At 59.0% G+C, this 16,685-nt stretch carries 16 protein-coding genes; 9 read left to right on the top strand and 7 right to left on the bottom strand.

Features of this window, described 5'->3' with window-relative positions:
• Positions 1-67: 67 nt before the first annotated feature.
• Positions 68-961 carry a LysR family transcriptional regulator gene (locus AC0L16_RS18305; protein WP_473622366.1) on the bottom strand — a complete coding sequence of 298 codons (894 nt, stop codon included), beginning with the start codon at positions 959-961 and terminating at the stop codon, positions 68-70.
• Positions 962-1,115: 154 nt separating this feature from the next.
• On the opposite strand from AC0L16_RS18305, the gene AC0L16_RS18300 reads away from it, so the two are divergent.
• The gene (locus AC0L16_RS18300) at positions 1,116-1,766 is read left to right on the top strand and encodes a hydrolase (protein ID WP_236378018.1); all 651 of its coding nucleotides are present in this window, start codon (positions 1,116-1,118) and stop codon (positions 1,764-1,766) included.
• An 898-nt stretch (positions 1,767-2,664) separates the two neighbouring features.
• Here the strand turns inward: AC0L16_RS18300 and AC0L16_RS18295 are convergent.
• A complete protein-coding gene (locus AC0L16_RS18295) occupies positions 2,665-3,648 on the bottom strand; it encodes an SMI1/KNR4 family protein (protein WP_473622365.1) in 984 nt (327 codons plus the stop codon).
• 329 nt (positions 3,649-3,977) lie between these two features.
• On the opposite strand from AC0L16_RS18295, the gene AC0L16_RS18290 reads away from it, so the two are divergent.
• The 4 genes from AC0L16_RS18290 (at position 3,978) to AC0L16_RS18275 (ending at position 8,150) form a co-directional block, all read left to right on the top strand.
• On the top strand, positions 3,978-4,514 hold the full coding sequence (locus tag AC0L16_RS18290) for a DnaJ domain-containing protein (protein WP_473622363.1): 537 nt from the start codon (positions 3,978-3,980) through the stop codon (positions 4,512-4,514).
• Positions 4,515-6,340: 1,826 nt separating this feature from the next.
• Positions 6,341-6,649: a hypothetical protein gene (locus tag AC0L16_RS18285; RefSeq protein ID WP_473622362.1), complete on the top strand. Its 309-nt coding sequence runs from the start codon at positions 6,341-6,343 to the stop codon at positions 6,647-6,649.
• Positions 6,650-7,011: 362 nt separating this feature from the next.
• The gene (locus tag AC0L16_RS18280; RefSeq protein WP_473622360.1) at positions 7,012-7,221 is read left to right on the top strand and encodes a Flp family type IVb pilin; all 210 of its coding nucleotides are present in this window, start codon (positions 7,012-7,014) and stop codon (positions 7,219-7,221) included.
• A gap of 710 nt (positions 7,222-7,931) precedes the next feature.
• Positions 7,932-8,150, top strand: a complete 219-nt coding sequence (locus tag AC0L16_RS18275) for a Flp family type IVb pilin (protein WP_095494310.1) — start codon at positions 7,932-7,934, stop codon at positions 8,148-8,150.
• Positions 8,151-8,537: 387 nt separating this feature from the next.
• On the opposite strand, the gene AC0L16_RS18270 is transcribed toward AC0L16_RS18275, so the two are convergent.
• Genes AC0L16_RS18270 through AC0L16_RS18250 form a run of 5 tightly spaced genes read right to left on the bottom strand, consistent with a single transcriptional unit; the run spans position 8,538 to position 13,000 of the window.
• On the bottom strand, positions 8,538-9,062 hold the full coding sequence (locus tag AC0L16_RS18270) for a prepilin peptidase (protein WP_473622359.1): 525 nt from the start codon (positions 9,060-9,062) through the stop codon (positions 8,538-8,540).
• Positions 9,063-9,071: 9 nt separating this feature from the next.
• Positions 9,072-9,617, bottom strand: a complete 546-nt coding sequence (locus AC0L16_RS18265) for a tetratricopeptide repeat protein (RefSeq protein ID WP_473622358.1) — start codon at positions 9,615-9,617, stop codon at positions 9,072-9,074.
• 57 nt (positions 9,618-9,674) lie between these two features.
• Complete coding sequence (locus AC0L16_RS18260; protein WP_095494313.1) at positions 9,675-10,625, bottom strand: type II secretion system F family protein; 951 nt, start codon at positions 10,623-10,625, stop codon at positions 9,675-9,677.
• A gap of 18 nt (positions 10,626-10,643) precedes the next feature.
• The gene (locus tag AC0L16_RS18255; protein WP_473622356.1) at positions 10,644-11,615 is read right to left on the bottom strand and encodes a type II secretion system F family protein; all 972 of its coding nucleotides are present in this window, start codon (positions 11,613-11,615) and stop codon (positions 10,644-10,646) included.
• Positions 11,615-13,000 carry a CpaF family protein gene (locus AC0L16_RS18250; RefSeq protein WP_473622355.1) on the bottom strand — a complete coding sequence of 462 codons (1,386 nt, stop codon included), beginning with the start codon at positions 12,998-13,000 and terminating at the stop codon, positions 11,615-11,617. The genes AC0L16_RS18255 and AC0L16_RS18250 overlap by 1 nt, the downstream gene beginning before the upstream one ends.
• Positions 13,001-13,525: 525 nt before the next feature.
• Between AC0L16_RS18250 and AC0L16_RS18245 the strand changes: the two genes are divergently transcribed.
• The 4 genes from AC0L16_RS18245 (at position 13,526) to AC0L16_RS18230 (ending at position 16,636) form a co-directional block, all read left to right on the top strand.
• Positions 13,526-13,744, top strand: a complete 219-nt coding sequence (locus AC0L16_RS18245) for a Flp family type IVb pilin (protein WP_029348654.1) — start codon at positions 13,526-13,528, stop codon at positions 13,742-13,744.
• A gap of 88 nt (positions 13,745-13,832) precedes the next feature.
• Complete coding sequence (cpaB, locus tag AC0L16_RS18240; protein WP_473622353.1) at positions 13,833-14,873, top strand: Flp pilus assembly protein CpaB; 1,041 nt, start codon at positions 13,833-13,835, stop codon at positions 14,871-14,873.
• Between the two features lie 43 nt (positions 14,874-14,916).
• Positions 14,917-16,362, top strand: a complete 1,446-nt coding sequence (locus AC0L16_RS18235) for a type II and III secretion system protein family protein (protein ID WP_473622352.1) — start codon at positions 14,917-14,919, stop codon at positions 16,360-16,362.
• Entirely contained in the window at positions 16,349-16,636 is a 288-nt protein-coding gene (locus tag AC0L16_RS18230) for a hypothetical protein (protein WP_473622351.1), read from the top strand. The genes AC0L16_RS18235 and AC0L16_RS18230 overlap by 14 nt, the downstream gene beginning before the upstream one ends.
• Positions 16,637-16,685 lie beyond the last annotated feature (49 nt).

The raw sequence follows: 16,685 nt of genomic DNA, 5'->3' as shown, positions 1-16,685 counted from the left end.
CTCAGCGGCTCGCAGCAGAGCGACAGTCGAACGCAATTCTTTAATAAGGCTTCGCCCCGTTCGTGTTTTAACGGTCGAGACCCCAAACGTCCGGATTTCGTGCGAAGTACTCGATCAGCATCTCGGTGAGCACCCGGACTTTCCGTGTGGGGTGCTTACCCGGCGGTCGGACGACATACGCGCCTGCTGAAGGTGGGGGATAGCGTGTCATAATCGGAACGAGCGCTCCGGAGGTCACATGGTCATACGTGATGCAATCAGGGAGCCAAGCGATGCCGAGCCCTGCCACTGCGGCGGCGGCAAGCGCCGTAGCGTTATCGGCCTTGAATCTGCCTTGCGGCTGAACCGTGACGATCTTGTCGCCATCCATGAACTGCCAGGCTTCCGTCCCTTGCATGAGGGCCTGATGGGTGACGAGCTCATCTGGCGTCTGAGGTGAACCGCGCGTTTTGATATAATCCGGACTTGCGACGAGCTTTCCATAGATCGGTCCGATGCGCTTCGCGATCAGGTTGGAGTCCTGAAGGTACCCGACCCGGATCGCGCAGTCGAAACCCTCTGCGATCAGATCGACGAAGCGATCGCTGTAGGAGGTATGGATGTGGAGCTGGGGGTGCTGATGCGCCATTTCCGCAAGCACGGGGGCGAAGTGGGTCGGGCCGAAAGTAAGTGGCATGGCAACTCGCAGGCGGCCGCGCAGCTCACCGGTTGGGAGGATCGTTTCCCTGGCCGTATCGATCTCGGCGCTGGCTCGGGCCGCATGGTCCCTGAACGTGATCCCCGCTTCCGTAAGCGCGGCGCCGCGGGTCGTTCGTGCAAGAAGCTGGACGCCAAGCTCCGCTTCAACCCGAAAGAGCCGCCGACTGACGATTGACTTGGAGACGCCGAGCCGGCGCGCGGCGGCCGATACGCCCCCTGCATCGGCCACTGCAACGAATGTCTGTAGATCTTCGATGTCCAATTCGGCGTTCCTCGTTTCGCGACACAGCTTGCCTGACTATGGCACTACCGCATCACCAAAAGGAACAGCAAATTGCGGCAAGGCAACGTCGCCCGCCGGCGCATGTCTCCCGTGAACCCATTGCCGTCCACAACGGCAGAGAAAGGAAGTCTTGATGACCCCCCGTAACGGCCTTGATTCGCTTCTTCGTCCCGAAGACTCGGTACTCGTTCTGATCGACCACCAGCCTTACCAGCTCACGAACCTGAACAGCCACGACCCGCATATGGCGGTCAACAATGCTACGGGTCTGGCGAAGGCCGCCAAGGCATTTAGCGTACCGACCATCCTCACGAGCGTGCTCGCTGACCGAGGCGGGCTCATCTTTCCGCAGATCACCGACGTCTTCCCCGGCCAGGAGGTGATCGACCGGATGCTTATCAACACCTGGGAAGACCAGAAGGTCGTCGACGCGGTCAAGAAGACCGGCCGCAAGCAGTTGATCATCGCCGGTCTGTTCACGGAGATCTGCGTCGCGATGCCGGCGATCCAGGCTGCCGGCGAAGGATGGGACGTCACGGTCATCACGGACGCCTGCGGCGGCGTGTCGGTTGAAGCCCATGAGGTGGCGATCCAGCGCATGATCGCGGCCGGCTGCAACATGATGACGTGGATGGCGCTCGCGTGCGAATGGCAGCGCGACTACACGAGGGCCGAGACCCTGCCTGCATTGATCGAGCTCCTCAAGGATCACATGGCCGGCAGCGGCATGGCGTACCTGTGGGAGCAGCAGCTGCTCAACACGCCGGTGCCGAGCGAAGGCTGATGCGGGCCGGGATGGCGAGCATTTCGGTGAGCGTCGGGCCGCGGCCCGGGTTGCGCCGATGCCGATAAGCGCTCGAATTCTAAAATGTCGAATACCGACGCGTCGTAAGTCAGGCGAGACAGCGCTTCAGCAACCATCGGCTCTCGCCGCGTCGGAAAGGCATCAGTTCGCAAACTGTCATCGAGGCAGCCTGTTGAACTCACAGCGAGATTTGATCCGGATCGCTACCATTGCGCCAGAATTTGGTAATCAGAACGTCAAAAAAATCTGGCAGCGGGAGCCTGTTTCGCTCACACCCGAAATTCGGCGGTCCCGATCAGCCGATGAGTCGCCTTGAGTCAGTGCTGCGATAAGCAGAGAACAATCCAATTCCTCAGGGAATAAAAACCTTAGGTCACTCTGAGTCGCCATACGAAGCGATTTCAATCTTGCTGACTTCGCGGCGCGTTCGGCACGCTCAGCCTCAGCCATCACCTTCGCGGAGCGACTAATTTGCCTATTTTCCAGCCAACACATCTGTTCGATCCCGCAAAAAATTTCTTCTCGGACGCTTGCCGTAATTTCCGGGCGGATTTGCGCGACCACCAAGGCCAGTTCGGATCCGATTCCGCCTTCCTCTTGCCAGGCCCTTTTTCGCGCCGGTACGCCTTAATGCCCTGACTCAATTGCGCTTGTCGCCCTTCATTGTGATGAAGTCGCCTCGATCGTTGACGCTAAGAGTTTTTGGAGCGCCACATCGCCCTTTGAGAGTTGCGATCTCGGTTTCGTGGTCGCCGCAACGAAGGATTATATTCCTCGCCTCGCTCTCACTGGCAAGGGCTAATACCAAGTTGCAACCCTGCAGAGTCACGATGCCATGCCTATCCCGCTTCGCAGTGCGTCACCGAAATACGTGCCGTCATAGGAAGGGGCCAGGTGCGCCGAGAAGCCTTCGTGCGCCTTCGTGGAAGTCGTTTGATGGGGGGGCTTTCAATCGGAACCGGTGCAGCACTGGCTCTTCCGCCGCTTCCAATCTGAAATTGCCGTTTTCCAGCAGGCCGGCGATCCACTCGAGGAACTTGCCAAGGGATTCCGCAAGCACGGCCTTCACGTCTTCGTCGCGCCCAAAGAGGATGACCTGGCCGACGCGACCGCTGGGCCACGGATCGAAATCGAGACCGATATGATTGCCTGAGCCATCATGGGTCAGCGGTATCCAGCGCGGATTGATATAGGCCGGGTCAATCGCGTGTTCAGGCCACGCCCCTCCGGGAATTTCATAGCGATTGCCGCCGAAATCGGCGAGCACAGCGACCCAGGCTTTCCATTGCGCCCCTGCCTGATGCAGCGGCAGCAGCGGATGCCCATAGATATGGCCCCGACGGTCGTCGTTTTCGCCGTCGTGCCATCGGTATAGGTCGCGATAGGCGCGCGGCATCTTGAGGCCGATCAGGCGCTCGAACGCATCCAGTTGCGCGTCCGTGGCCGGCGGATTGAACACATATTTGTCTGGCGGCAGATGGGCAGCATACCAGGCATCAAGGCGCGCAAGCACCGGCGCGATATCTTCCTCCAGCAACGGCTTCGCCTGTCCCGGCGGCCGTTTGGGACGGCTGGTTTCGGCCATGGGGGATTTTGTCCTGATTTGCCGCATTGCGCACATGGTAGGAAACAGCCCCGCAAGGATCAGGGCTCCGAAGATAGACGCACCGATCAGCACATTGCGCCTGCTCCGATCCATCACGGACATTCCGGCGCGATTGATCGGCGCCGCCACACAAGCCCTGAAGGCATCGCAGGTCTCGGCCCGAATTCGTTTGCCGCCATTCAGACGAAGTCCGAGTCTGGCGGGTAACGGTTGTCCATGATTACCTTCATAGCAGACACTTATACCAGAGATCACCAATAGCGACTCATAGCGAGGGCAGTTCGAGCCTTGGAAGACGATCCGTCAATCGAAATCGGATCGGTGCGCGAGGACTACCAGGCGGGCATCAGTGATCCCAACTGGAGAGAATGATCGCCGACCTATATCGGCGGATGACCGGAATGAGGGCAGCCCTTTGCAGAGGCGAAGCTTGCGCGCTAGTATCTGCAAAACGGGAGGGGGACTAATGCCACGAATTGAGCGAGTAGAAACCCGCAAGCGCGGATTTCTGGCTATGACCGCAAGACACTCCGGCGACGTTCTCTCGACTGTGTGCGCAATAGCAATGTTGTGGGAGCACCACTTTGTTCATTGACTACTACGAACTCCTGGAAATCAGCCCGAACGCCAACTCGGAAACGATAGAACGGGTATTTCGTTATTTTGCTATGCGCTACCATCCCGACAATCAGGATACCGGCGATGCATCACGCTTCAGTGAAATCGCGGAGGCCCATAATACTCTCAAAGATCCGGTCAAACGCGTGCAGTACGACATTCAGTATAAAGACCATTTGAAACTTCGCCTCGAGTTGATTGAGGAAGTCAGCAACACTAAAGGAATCGAACGGGACGGCGTCATTCAGGCCAAACTGCTCTCGCTACTTTATGTCAAACGCCGACAAGACGTCACCAATCCTGGCATTGGCGATGAAGAACTCGAACGCATGTCGGGCTGTCCGCGTGAACATCTGGAATTTCATCTCTGGTATCTAAAAGCAAAAGGCTGGATAGGAAGGGTCGAAAACGGGATGTTCGCGATTACCGTAGAAGGCGTCGATCGCGCCAATACCGAACATCGTCGTGACACCTCCACCAGACTACTGAATCATACAGGCTGACGAGTGGAAGCTCGCGTGCCAGTGCCTCTTGGATTAGCTCTTAGGAGCCCCATCCGCGCGCGTTCCGGCTGGCCGCTCGATTTTCCTCGCACTCTTATCGACCATTGATCGACCTCGCCAAGTCGAGGGCCTGCGCCTCCTCGTCTACCCGCTCCCGAAAGGCGGTTTCCAGTCGCGATTGCGCGCCCGCTGCTGGCCTTCGTAGTCAGGAATGCATGTGAAGAACACCTGCCGGCGGTCACGGCCGGCAGCCTTGCAATTTGAGCAGACAAAGAGCCCGACCAGGTCGTCTTGCATCGAGCCGTGGTCACGGCCGAGCCTGTCAATCAGCGCCTGGATGTCGAGCTTCGTCGATTTGCAGCACATGGGTGCGCACAATTGACACAGATGGTTTCGCGGGCGGCCAAGGTGTCGGCGAGGGTCTTTTGGGGCATGGCGATCTCGGTTGAAGGGCATCGCCGCAACGGAGAGGATTATATTCCTGAGACCTATGTGAAACGCAAGCGGGTCTAGTTACCTAAAGCCAACCATTTCGGCCGGCTATGTACATCCACGCACCAGAAATGAAGGTTGCGGCGCCCAAGATAGCGCCGAGATAGAGCCGGCCTTCGCGGGACGGACCGGCGCCTAAATAGAAGGCCGTTGCGAGGAGCAGCAAGCCAACGCACATGATGCCCATCCCAATTTTCCGCATATAGCCCCAGTTCCCTTATTCTTCTCGAAAATCCTGCAGCGAAGCATGCCGCAAATCCTCCTCGCCGCGTAGGTGCTTCACGCGACCGATCAGCCCCGGGCTTGACCCATTGTGTCGCCGGCCGTTTCATGCCCTTTGGCGGTGGCCCGGCATGTTCCTGGACGCGCTTCCACAGCCGCTCCCGCATCTCGCGGTTGACACTGACGGAAGCACTGCCGACATATTTGCGGGTCCCCCGGCTCGGCCATCAGAGCAAACGCTGGCTTGCCCCTCTCGCGATAGAGGTTCGACGAATTGCATTGGAGCAGGAGAGGCGTGCCCGAGAAGTAGCTGAGAGAATGGTTGTGAACGCACCGCCGCCGCCTGCGCCTTGGTCGCATAGAGCGATCAAGACGTGCGCGCTGATCCTGACGGCGGCAATGATTCTCTTCGGTCTGATTGCGCTCAAGGCGTACAAGTAAGCAGAGCCCCGCCAGCGCGCGTTTCTGTCGGCCGCTGTCCTACAACGCCGAACCCTTCCGCGCGTCCTGGCGCCCGCCTGTGGCGGCGCGGCAGGGTTGGCCCGCGCCTATCAAGTACATCAAAGGACCCACGACGGCAGCGAGTGAGGCGCCGCCTATGAGCAATGACCGGCGCCGCCGTTTTACGCGATTGACCGGCTCCTTCCCGGCTGCGGCATCATAGGCGCTGTAGAGGCGCCGGCCGACTTCCCCATAGGGTCGCTGTTTGGGTAAGCCTTCTTCGGCTGGTCTTGGGCGAAGGAAACTCATTCGGCTCACTCTCGCATCATCGTGCATTAGCACGCGCTTGTATTTCGCCCGAAGCAGGATCATCATGCAAGCCGTCAGGTGGGTTTGAAGGGGGAAGCGCCATGGAATTCGCAAGTTGCTATGACCAGAGCGGGACCGTTCTCGCGTCGTCGATCTTCCTTACAGTCACGGCGGTTTTCATAGTTTTGGCCGGGTTTGCCGCTCTGCGGCTGATTGCGATGTCAGGCAGGATGCCTGTCGAACAGCTACAGGCCGCGTAAAGCCCCGCGCAAAGGCACGGGCAGTACGGTGAGGTGGTTCTGCCCCGAGGAAGAGGCGCGCGCGGCGGGCTGGCGGAAGGCAAGGCGATGAAGCGCGTTTGCTTGGCAACCACTGTCATCCTGGCTCTCGGCAGCTCGAGCAGTTGGTCGGCCGACGACCTATCGGCCGAAGAAGTCACGATCCCGCGTTGTGAATGGTCCGTCCGGTTATTCGGCAAGGAACCTCTGTCGTCGTACCGGCGCATCCGCGCAAAAGAGGACATCCCGCTGCTACTGGTGACGATCGACTTTGAAACGCGAGACAAGGCCGGATTCGTAACGACTCATATGGCCTCTTGCGAGTTTGATGAGGAGCTTCGCGTCAGTTTCATGAATGTTGACGGCCAGCGGCACCAAATCATCTACGACTAGACGAATTGGCGGCGGTGGCGATTTGGCGCGATGGTCGCAACGTCGACAGGCGTTCTTTATCACGAAGAGAAGAGCCCAACGGGCGCATCCACCTGTCACTAGGCGCATAGCTGGATATATATTTGTCAGTTCTAGTCTAGACGATCGACCGAACTGGTTAATTTCACCAAGAAAATCATTATTATCAGTCTCTTATATTAGGAAAATATAGGACACAGACAGGCTTTCACAGCCTCAAAGGTTAACAATGGGTTAAGCGATTTGTTGACTTCCTATCCCGGCTTGGCACAGGATCATGTCGGGACCGAGGATGAGCTTATAGCACCTCTGTCCGGGTTAGTTGCGTAACAGGGGGAAGTCACATGAAAAATCTTATGAAGCAGTTCCGCGACGACGATTCCGGCGCCGCGATGGTAGAATACTCAATCCTCGTCGGCATTGTCGCCGCCGCTGCAATTCTCGCGATCCTGGCTATCGGCGGCTGGGTCACAGGGCGCTTTACAGGCCTCTGCACAGCGCTGGAAGCGTCACCACTCGGCACCTGCAACGCCGGCACTGGTGTTGGTACCTGACGCGTTTTAGTAGCAGGTCTGCTTCTTGGAGAGGCGAGCTACTTGCTATCCTATAGAAGAAGGGCCGGCGTTCGTAGCGCCGGCCCTCTTCTACACGAATGACACCGCCAAAAGGGCTTCGAAGCCCGCTGACCGCTGCCCGTGCGCATGGCCTGCTCACTGGACTCCAATCGGCAACGGACGCATTGCCTCGGGGAGTGGGAGGAGTGGACAAATCTCGCCAAGACAATCGTTCGGGCCAGTGGCGAAAGCGCGCTAGACACCGCCGACGCTGGCGACCTTCACGCAACTAGGTGGGCGTCGATTGCTGTGGCAAGCGCAATCCTGATTGGCCTGATCGCCCTCAAACGCGGACTGCAAACGTTCATTGCCACCACCATTCGCGATCGCGGGGCTAGAAAATGCGGAAAGTAGTCGTCTTTCTGGGTGTGCTGCTAATTATAGCGGCGGGGGCGATTGGCGCGATGTTCGCTACGTCGACAGGGGTTCTCTATCATCAGGCGAAGAGCCCAGCGGGTGGATCCACCTGCCACTATTTCTCGGGAAAAGGCACATTCACGACGCCTAGCTATGCGGTGACTGGCTGCCCGCAGTTTATCAGCATTGTGTTCTAGGCGGCTCTGGTCCCTCGTTCGAATGATGCTATTGCATTAGCTCCCGCGCATGTTTACTCGACCGACGTCGACAGGTCGGGTTAACAGGGGAAGTCCATGGACACACTCATGACGACGGCCCGGCAGTTTTGCCAAGACGATTCAGGCGCTGCCATGGTCGAATATTCCATCCTTGTCGGCATCATCGCCGCAGCAGCGATACTTGCTATCCTGGCCATAGGCGGCTGGGTGAGCGGTCGCTTTACCGGCCTATGCGCCGCGCTGGAAGCCTCGCCTCTCGGCGCCTGCGACGTGACGACGGGCGTCGGAACCTGACGCGTTTGGGTAGCAAGTTCTGCTTCTTTCCCTTTGGAGGGGCGAGCTACCTGTTACCGCATAAGAAGGGCCAGCGTACACGTCGCGCCGGCCCTTTTCACGAACGATACAGCAACCAGAGCCTCAAAACCGGCAGACGAGGTTTCCTGCACGTTATAGATGGCAGTGGCACTCAGGCCAGTTGCATGGCCGCGGGCGTGCGCATGGCAGCCAACGTGCCTGTCGACTGGCCTTCAGCGCCCAGCGAGACTCCAGAGAATGACATAGCTCCTGTCGATGGTTCGACCCCGCATGCAGCGCCCGCCCGTAACTGCGATCCAAGCACTTCGCCGGTTCAGTGCAAGTTATTCGCTTCTGAGCATCGAAAGGATTTTCGTGCGTTCCATTTCAGGCTGGTACTCCGGCATGCACCATCATGTTGGTATAAATCTGAAACACTATCGTGCAGATCGCTGCGAGCGAGATCGGCACGCCAAACGGCACAACGCCTTTGCGGTCCAGGTGCTGAACATACAGGCGAAAGACGCCTTGCGGCAGCATGAGCGGATATTTGACGACCATCGCCGTGGCGAGCGCGAAAACCAGCAGCAGCACTGAAAATACGACGAGGCCGCTGCCGCCGATCAGCAACGGCACCACCGCCATCAGCTTGACGTCGCCGGCCCCGATCTTGCGCAGGGCCCAGAACGGGAAGAGCGCAACAAACAGCAAAACACCGGCAAGCCCGCTCAGGCCCATGTCCCACCACGACCCGGATTGCACCGACAGGAGCTGCAGCGAGCCCAAACCCAGGCAAAGCAGCAGCAGCACATTCTGGTTGGATATCTTCTGGGTGGTGAAGTCGAGCCAGGCGATCCTTGCCAGCAAAGGAATGGCTAGCCCCTTCAGCAGCAGCGATGCGGCGAGCAACATGCTGTCGCCTTACCGCTCGAGATTCTTCACGCTGGACGACAGGAGCTTCAGATTGTTGGCCACGGTCGGATCGTTGGGCGCCAGTTCATAAGCCTTGAGGAAATTGCTGCGCGCGTCCTGAAGCTTGCCGCGCAGCAGATAGGAATAGCCGACATTGTTGTAATATTCGGGCGTCCCGCCGACCAGTCGGAAGGCTTGGCGATAGGCGTGGTCGGAGAGGTCGAAGCGGCGGATCCGATCGCTAGAGGCGGCCAGGCCCATCCAGGCACCACCATCATTGGGCGCCAGTTGCGTCGCCTTGTAGAACAGGGCGCCGGCATTGCCGTAGTTTTCCGCGCGGAACTGGTTCTTGGCTTCGGCGACGGCTTGGTCGGAGGCATAGTACTCGACGTCGCTGACCGTCTTCAGCCCGTCGAAGGCATCGCCAAAGGCTGTCACGTCACCTTTTGAGGGCTCGTTGGTGCGGACGACGCCGTTGGTACCAGCCGTCTGACAGCCGGAAAGCACGATAAACAGCAAACCGGCTACGGCTGCGAGGCGCATTGGCCCTGTCATTTCGTCCCCCAAAAGAGTTCTCTCCGACTCTGTATTTCGACCAAAGCACAGACGTGCCTAGAAGAAAACACCCCTCATTCGAATGATCACCGGTAACATGATGACCATCAACACGACCGGGAAGATGCAGAGCCCCAATGGGATCATCATCTTGACCGGCAAAGCATTGGCACGCTCTTCGGCACTTAGGATTCTCTGGCTGCGCATTTCGTCGCTGTAGACGCGCAAGGCGTCGGTGAGACTAGTGCCAAGTTCTTCCGACTGCCTGAAAAGCACAGCCAGCGCCCGAGCCTCGTCAAGACCAATGCGGTCGGCAAGTTCGCGCAAGGCCTCGCGCAATGGTTTGCCGGCGCGCAACTGCAAAGTCATGATCGAAAGCTGGATGCCGAGCCATCTGTGGGTGCCGGCGAGTTCACCGCTGACACGCTCGACGGCCGCCTCGAGGCTCATGCCTGCGTCGGCGCAGGTTATCATCATGTCCATGAAATCGGGAAAGCCACGACGATAGATCCGCTTTTGTCCCTTCTCGAAGCGATCGAGCAGGACGCTTGGAATCACCATGCAGGCGAGCCCAAACAAAGCAGAACCGGCAAAGGCTATGAAAGCGGGCAATTGAGGCGGCAGGACTCGTGACAGTAGCGCATAGGCCGCCAGAAAGCCGACACAGACCGCGCCAAGCCGCGACAAGGTGTAAATGAGTGGAGCGCTTGACTGGTAAAAGCCGGCGCGAAAGAGCTTCGCGTCCAAGGCGCTGGGCTCGTCCCGCTCCTTTTCGATCGAGCGAAAATATGCGTCCACTGGCCGCTGCGCTGCGATCTTGGCAAGCTGCTCCTGTCCAACGAGCGAACGGCGATCGGCAATACCTTCGGCCATCAGGCTTTTTGCGACCAGCTTCCGCGTCTGCAGCGCCGGCAAGAAGACGAGCGCGCCGAACAGAAAAAGTGCCACCGCCGCCACGAAGACGGCAATGGAAACCAAGACACTCAGGTTCTGGACGTTCGAAAACAAGTTATGCTTCGCCCCTGTTCAGAAATCGAAATTGACCATTCGATACATAATGAAATCACCTAGCAGCGCCCACGACCCGAAAATCAGGAACACAGGCATGATGACCGGATTGTTCCAGACGGTTCCGTAGTAGGCTGGGGCAAGTATCTGAAGGACCAGGAACATCGCGACCGGGAACAAGGAGATGATCCATGCTGACACTCGGCCCTCGGACGAAAGCGCCCTGATTTTCATTCGCAGTTTCTGCCTCTCGCGCAACACCGACGACAAATTGTGTAGAATCTCGGTGAGATTGCCGCCGGTCTTGGATTGAATGGACAGCGACACCGAAAGCAGATGAAGACCCTCGAAGCCTACGCGTTGTGAAAGCTTGCGCACGGCTTGTTCAATACTGAGTCCAAAGGTGATTTCATCGGAAACGATGCCGAATTCGGTGCCGAGCGGATCAGGCATTTCGCGGGCGACGAGACCAATCGCCACCGAAGCCGGATGTCCAGCGCGCAGCGAACGAACGATCATGTCCAGCGCATCCGGGAGCTGTTTGGCGAATTTCTGAATTCGCTTGCTGCGTGCGCGGCGAAGAACCAGAAGCGGCAGCACAAATCCGACCACCGCAAAAACAATAGACGACACCAATGTCGAGAAGCCCAGAAAGATCGAGAGCAGCAACGCCAGTGCCAGTCCTGCTAGAAGGAACTTCACGGCGAAAGACAGCGGATTCCCGGTAATGCCGGACTGGGTATAGAGCCTGTTCAGCCAGATCAGACCAAACAGAAAGTCGCCCGAGTCCGTCAGCCCACGTTCGCGCAGCAATCCTTGCAAGGTCAGTTCGGCCGGAACGTCATCAACCAGACGCTTCATCCGGCGGTTAATCGTGCTGACTCGCGAGCGGCGCTTGACAAAGGAAAAATACAGGGCCTCACCAGCGAGAATCGTCGAGGCGGCCGCGAGCACATAAATGAAGTAGAGCAAAGTCTGACTGGTGGGCATCAGAGCGCAACCTGCGGATTGAAGGCGTCCTTGGCAAAATGATGGCCAAGCGTCGCCGCCTCCGGGGCAAAGCGTGGACGGATGCCGGTAGCGCGGAAATCGCCGATTATTTTGCCCTCCGGCGTCACCTCCCGGCGGACAAAATGGTAAATCTCCTGAAGCTGGACGACATTGCCCTCCATGCCGGTCAGTTCGGAGATTGAAACGACGCGCCTGCCACCGTCCGAAAGACGCTGCGTCTGCACGATGATGTCGATGGCCGACGCGATCTGCGCTCGAATGGACTCATGGGTCATCGGCATGCCGGCCATGCCGACCATCTGTTCCAGCCGCGATATTGCATCGCGCGGCGTGTTGGCATGGATGGTGGTCATCGAACCTTCATGGCCGGTGTTCATCGCCTGCAGCATGTCGAAAGCTTCCTCACCGCGCACTTCGCCGACGATGATGCGGTCGGGCCGCATGCGCAGCGCATTCTTCAGCAACTCGCGCTGACGAACCTCGCCTTTTCCCTCGACATTGGGCGGACGCGTCTCCAGCCGGCCGACATGAGGCTGCTGCAGTTGCAGTTCCGCCGCGTCCTCGATGGTGATCAGGCGCTCCCTGGCCGGGATATAGCTCGACAGCGCATTGAGCAGGGTCGTCTTGCCGCTGCCGGTGCCGCCTGAAACCAGGATCGACTTGCGTGCCTGCACGGCAATGCGCAGAAGATCGATCATCGGCTGGCGGATTGAATTGAACACCATCAGACGTTCGAGAGAATAGGGATTCTTGGAGAATTTGCGGATCGACACCAATGGGCCGTCCACCGAGATCGGCCGCACCGCGATGTTGACACGCGAGCCGTCTTCCAGTCGCGCATCCACCATCGGCGCCGATTCATCGACGCGCCGGCCGATGGCAGAAACGATCTTGTTGATGACGCGCAGCAGATGCGCCTCGTCGCGGAAGCGGATCGCCGTCTCCTCGATCATGCCGCGCCGCTCGATGAAGACGCGCTTGTGGGTATTGATCAATATGTCGGTGATCGAGTCGTCCTTGAGCAGCGGCTCGATCGGCCCGAGGCCCAGCATCTCGTCGGCTGTCTCACTGGTCAGCCTGTCGAGCTCACGTGCGTTCAGCGGTACAGCGCGAGCACGAACGAACTCGCGCACGATCGGCCGGATTTCATTCAGGATCTCATCCTTCGATGCCGTTTCAAGCGCGGCAAGATTGAACCGGTCGATCAGATGACGGTGAAGCTCGACCTTGAGCGTCAGGAAACCGTCACCTTCCGATTCGATGTCGGCTGCAAGGGAAAGCGCCGCGACTGGCGACGTCACGATCGGCTCAACCCTAGGCTCGACCCGCGGTTCGCTTGGCCCCTTGGTGAATCGACCCAACATGATGCTTCTTCCCCCGTTTAATCCCCACGCTGAAACTAAGCGTTAACCACGCGTGGCACAAGCGCCAGCCGCTCACCATGCAATTTAATACTTCAGACATAGTTAAGATCAAGGATCAGAAAACGCGATGTTTATTTGGTCTAGCGGCGCTGTCCTAATGGAAGACGAGGACTCGCTTCAATGCCAAGTGCCTTTGTTGCCACAAAGGCGTCATAGAACCAACCTAAGGCCTTAGATATAAAGGAATATGCACCATCGGTAATGCTGCCCACTTCCGGCACACCCACGGCCAAATTATGAACGAATGGTTAAGGCGGGTTGAAAAACGAGCCGAATCAATGTTTTGGTCCGCATGAGATCGGCAATATTCTTGCTAAATCATGTATAGGAAAGTTAAGAAACCCTTAATCCCGTTTGACTCTGATTTTCGTCGGGACTTAGATCGAGATGACGGGGGATGCTTGGGTATGGATTTCATCCTTGGCTCGTCTCGTCGGGTTCAAACCTCCAAAGGGAGAAATTGGCATGAAGAAGCTCATGACGATGACCCGGCAGTTCCGCGACGACGAAAACGGCGCTGCCATGGTCGAATATTCCATCCTTGTCGGCATTATCGCCGCAGCAGCGATACTTGCTATCTTGGCGATCGGCGGCTGGGTGACTGGCCGCTTTACCGGCCTATGCGCCGCGCTGGAAGCATCGCCACTCGGCACTTGCAACGTAGGAACGGGCGTCGGAACCTGATCGCCTGATCACATCAGGCCCGGGTCCCTCCGATCCGGGCCTGAATCCAATCGCGGCGGGCGAATTCCTGCACTTGGGGCTTGGGGCTATGCGTGCGAATACACTTATCATGATCGTTCTTGCGGGCGTGTTCGGCGTCCTGGCGGTGGTACTCGCCAATGTCTGGCTGGCCAGCCAGCGTAGTGCCATGGCAGAATCAAACGGAATCCAGCGCGATACGGTCGTGGTGGCGGCGGTGGCGCTGAAATTCGGCGACACACTGTCGGCCGACAAGCTGCGTGAAATCGCCTGGCCTGCGGGTGCCATTCCGGCCGGAGCTTTCAAGACAACGAAAGAGGCGCTCGCTGGCGAAGGCACCAGGCAGGCGCTGCAGGCGATCAGCGCCAACGAGCCTGTTCTCGCCACTAAGATCACCGGTCCCGGCCAGCGTGCCACGCTCTCCGCGGTGCTCGGCGAAGGCATGAAGGCCGTCTCTATCAGGGTCAACGACGTGCTCGGCGTCGCCGGATTTGTCTTTCCCGGCGATCGTGTCGACGTGCTGCTGACGCGCACCGCGCGCGGCGATGGTGGCGCGGACAGGAGTTTTGTTGACGTGCTGTTGCAGAGCATGAAGGTGCTCGCCGTCGATCAGGTTGCCGACGAAAGCACCGACAGTCCGACGGTGGTGAAGTCGGTCACGCTCGAGGCCAGCACCAGGGACGCCCAGAAGCTTACACTGGCCGCCGGCGCCGGCCAGCTGTCCCTGGCGCTTCGCCAGGCAGCCGCCAGCGAGGGCGAGACGACCGAACGCATCACGCTTTCCGACCTGACCGGCGACACGCCGGCCGACGTCGCCGCCAGGCAGGCCGAACTCGCCAAGCAGGCACTAGCCGAGGCTGAGGCCGCGGCCGAGCGCAAGCGCGCAGACGACAAGATCAATGGGCTGACCCAGGCCGTGGAACGGGTGGGAAGCAGGCTCGACCTGTTGAGCAGCGCAAAACCGGCTCCGGCAGTGGCCTCAGCGCCCCAGGTGCAAGAGGTGGTTAAGGAAGTCATCAAATATGTGCAGCCGGAACCGCCGGCGCGTGCGACAATCGGCGTCTTCAGGGGTGTAAAACTCGAATCTTACGACGTGCCGCGACAAAAATAACGCTAGGGTATTGCCGAACGAATCGGCAAGGGGGGTAGTCTAGATGCGAATGTTCCGGGGACCACTGGCGGCTGCCGCGCTGGCCTGTTCGGTCATGCTGCTGTCGATCGATCTTGCTGCTCATGCAGCCGATCGCAGGATCGATGTATCGAACCCCAGCGTCCACCGTGTTTTCCTGCCCATGTCGCAGTCGGTGACGATCCAGGTGAACGCCACGCTGGGCGACATCGTCGTCGGCGACGAGAAGATCGCCGACGCCCAGCCAATGACCGACCGCACGCTCTATGTCATCGGCAAGAGCGCCGGCACCACCACCGTCAACCTCTTTTCAGAAGACAAGCGTTCGCTCGGCGTGATCCAGATCGAGGTCGGCGTCGACGTGAGCGACATGGCGCAGGCGATCCGGCAGGTCGCTCCCACGGCGCGCATCGATATCGGTTCGATCAACGGCAAGGTCAGGCTTGGCGGCCATGTCAAGGACGGTGCCACGCTGGCGGCGATCATGGAGGTTGCCCAGCAATATGGCCCCGATGCGATCATAAACGCCGTGACCGTCGACGATAGCCAGCAAGTAAACCTCGAAGTGCGCGTGCTTGAGGCCAAGCGCAACGCCGGCCGCGATCTTGGCGTCTCGATCAGGAGCACCAACGGCAGCGGCACGACCCGCACCGCAACGGGCATAGCCGCCGTCGACGAGGACGGTGTGGTGCTGGGGCCGGGCAATCTGCTTACCGGCCTTCTTTCGAACAGCAATCCATTCGCGGCGCTGATCACCCGTGTCATCGACAGCAACATCAAGGTCGACTTGATCATCGAGGCGCTCGAAAATAAGGGCGTGGTGCGCACCCTTGCCGAACCCAACCTCACCACTCTTTCCGGTGAGCTGGCCAGCTTCAATGCCGGCGGCGAAGTGCCTATCCGCACCCTGAACGAGGATGGCGAGATCAGCATCGAGTACAAGCAGTTCGGCGTCAATCTGCTGTTCACGCCGGTCGTGCTCAACAACGACAAGATCAACATCAGGCTGGCGCCGGAAGTCAGCGACCTCACCGGTTTCACCGTCGCCGGCGACCCGATCTTCACCAACCGCAAGCTGTCGACCGTCGTGGAATTGCGCGACGGCCAGAGTTTCGCGGTCGGCGGGCTTCTGTCCAGCAAGAACGCCAAGATCCAGAGGCAGGTGCCGTGGCTCGGCCAGGTGCCGATCGTCGGGACGCTGTTCCGGAATTCGAGCAACCAGAAGGAAGAGACCGAACTGGTCGTGATCGTCACGCCGCGTATCGTGCGGCCGGTAAAGCCGGGCGAGCAGCTGGCGACGCCGTTCGACAAGACGCGGCCCGCCAACGACCCGGAGCTCTTCATCCTCGGTCAGCTCGAAGTGACCAAGGACATGGTTCGCAAATATGAACTCGGCCAAGGCGTGGTCGGCCCCTATGGCCACATGCTCGACCTGAAATCAAAGGACAAGATGCTCTATGTCAAGAAATAGAACCTTGCTCCTGCTCTTGTGCGCCGGCGCGCTGACGGGCTGCGCCGCCGACTACCTGAACAATTACGAAACGGTGACGCTGGCTGCCGGCGACACGCAGAAATACAATTCGCTGCTGCAGACCGTCGATCCGCTCAATCCGGCGTCGAAGAACACGGCGATCGAAGGCGACGGCGCGCGCGCTGCCGCTATTGCCCAGAGTTACAAATTTCCACCACCGCCACCGCCGCCGCCGGCCATCACGGTCAATGTCGGCAACACCGGGGTTGAATAGAAGGGTGCGGGTTCAGCGTCAGGCAAAGCGACTGGCGTCAGGGGAGCTA

This window comes from Mesorhizobium sp. WSM4848 (assembly GCF_055811375.1).
The sequence above is the reverse complement of the archived record's forward strand: the minus strand, read 5'-3'. Positions and strand labels throughout refer to the sequence as shown.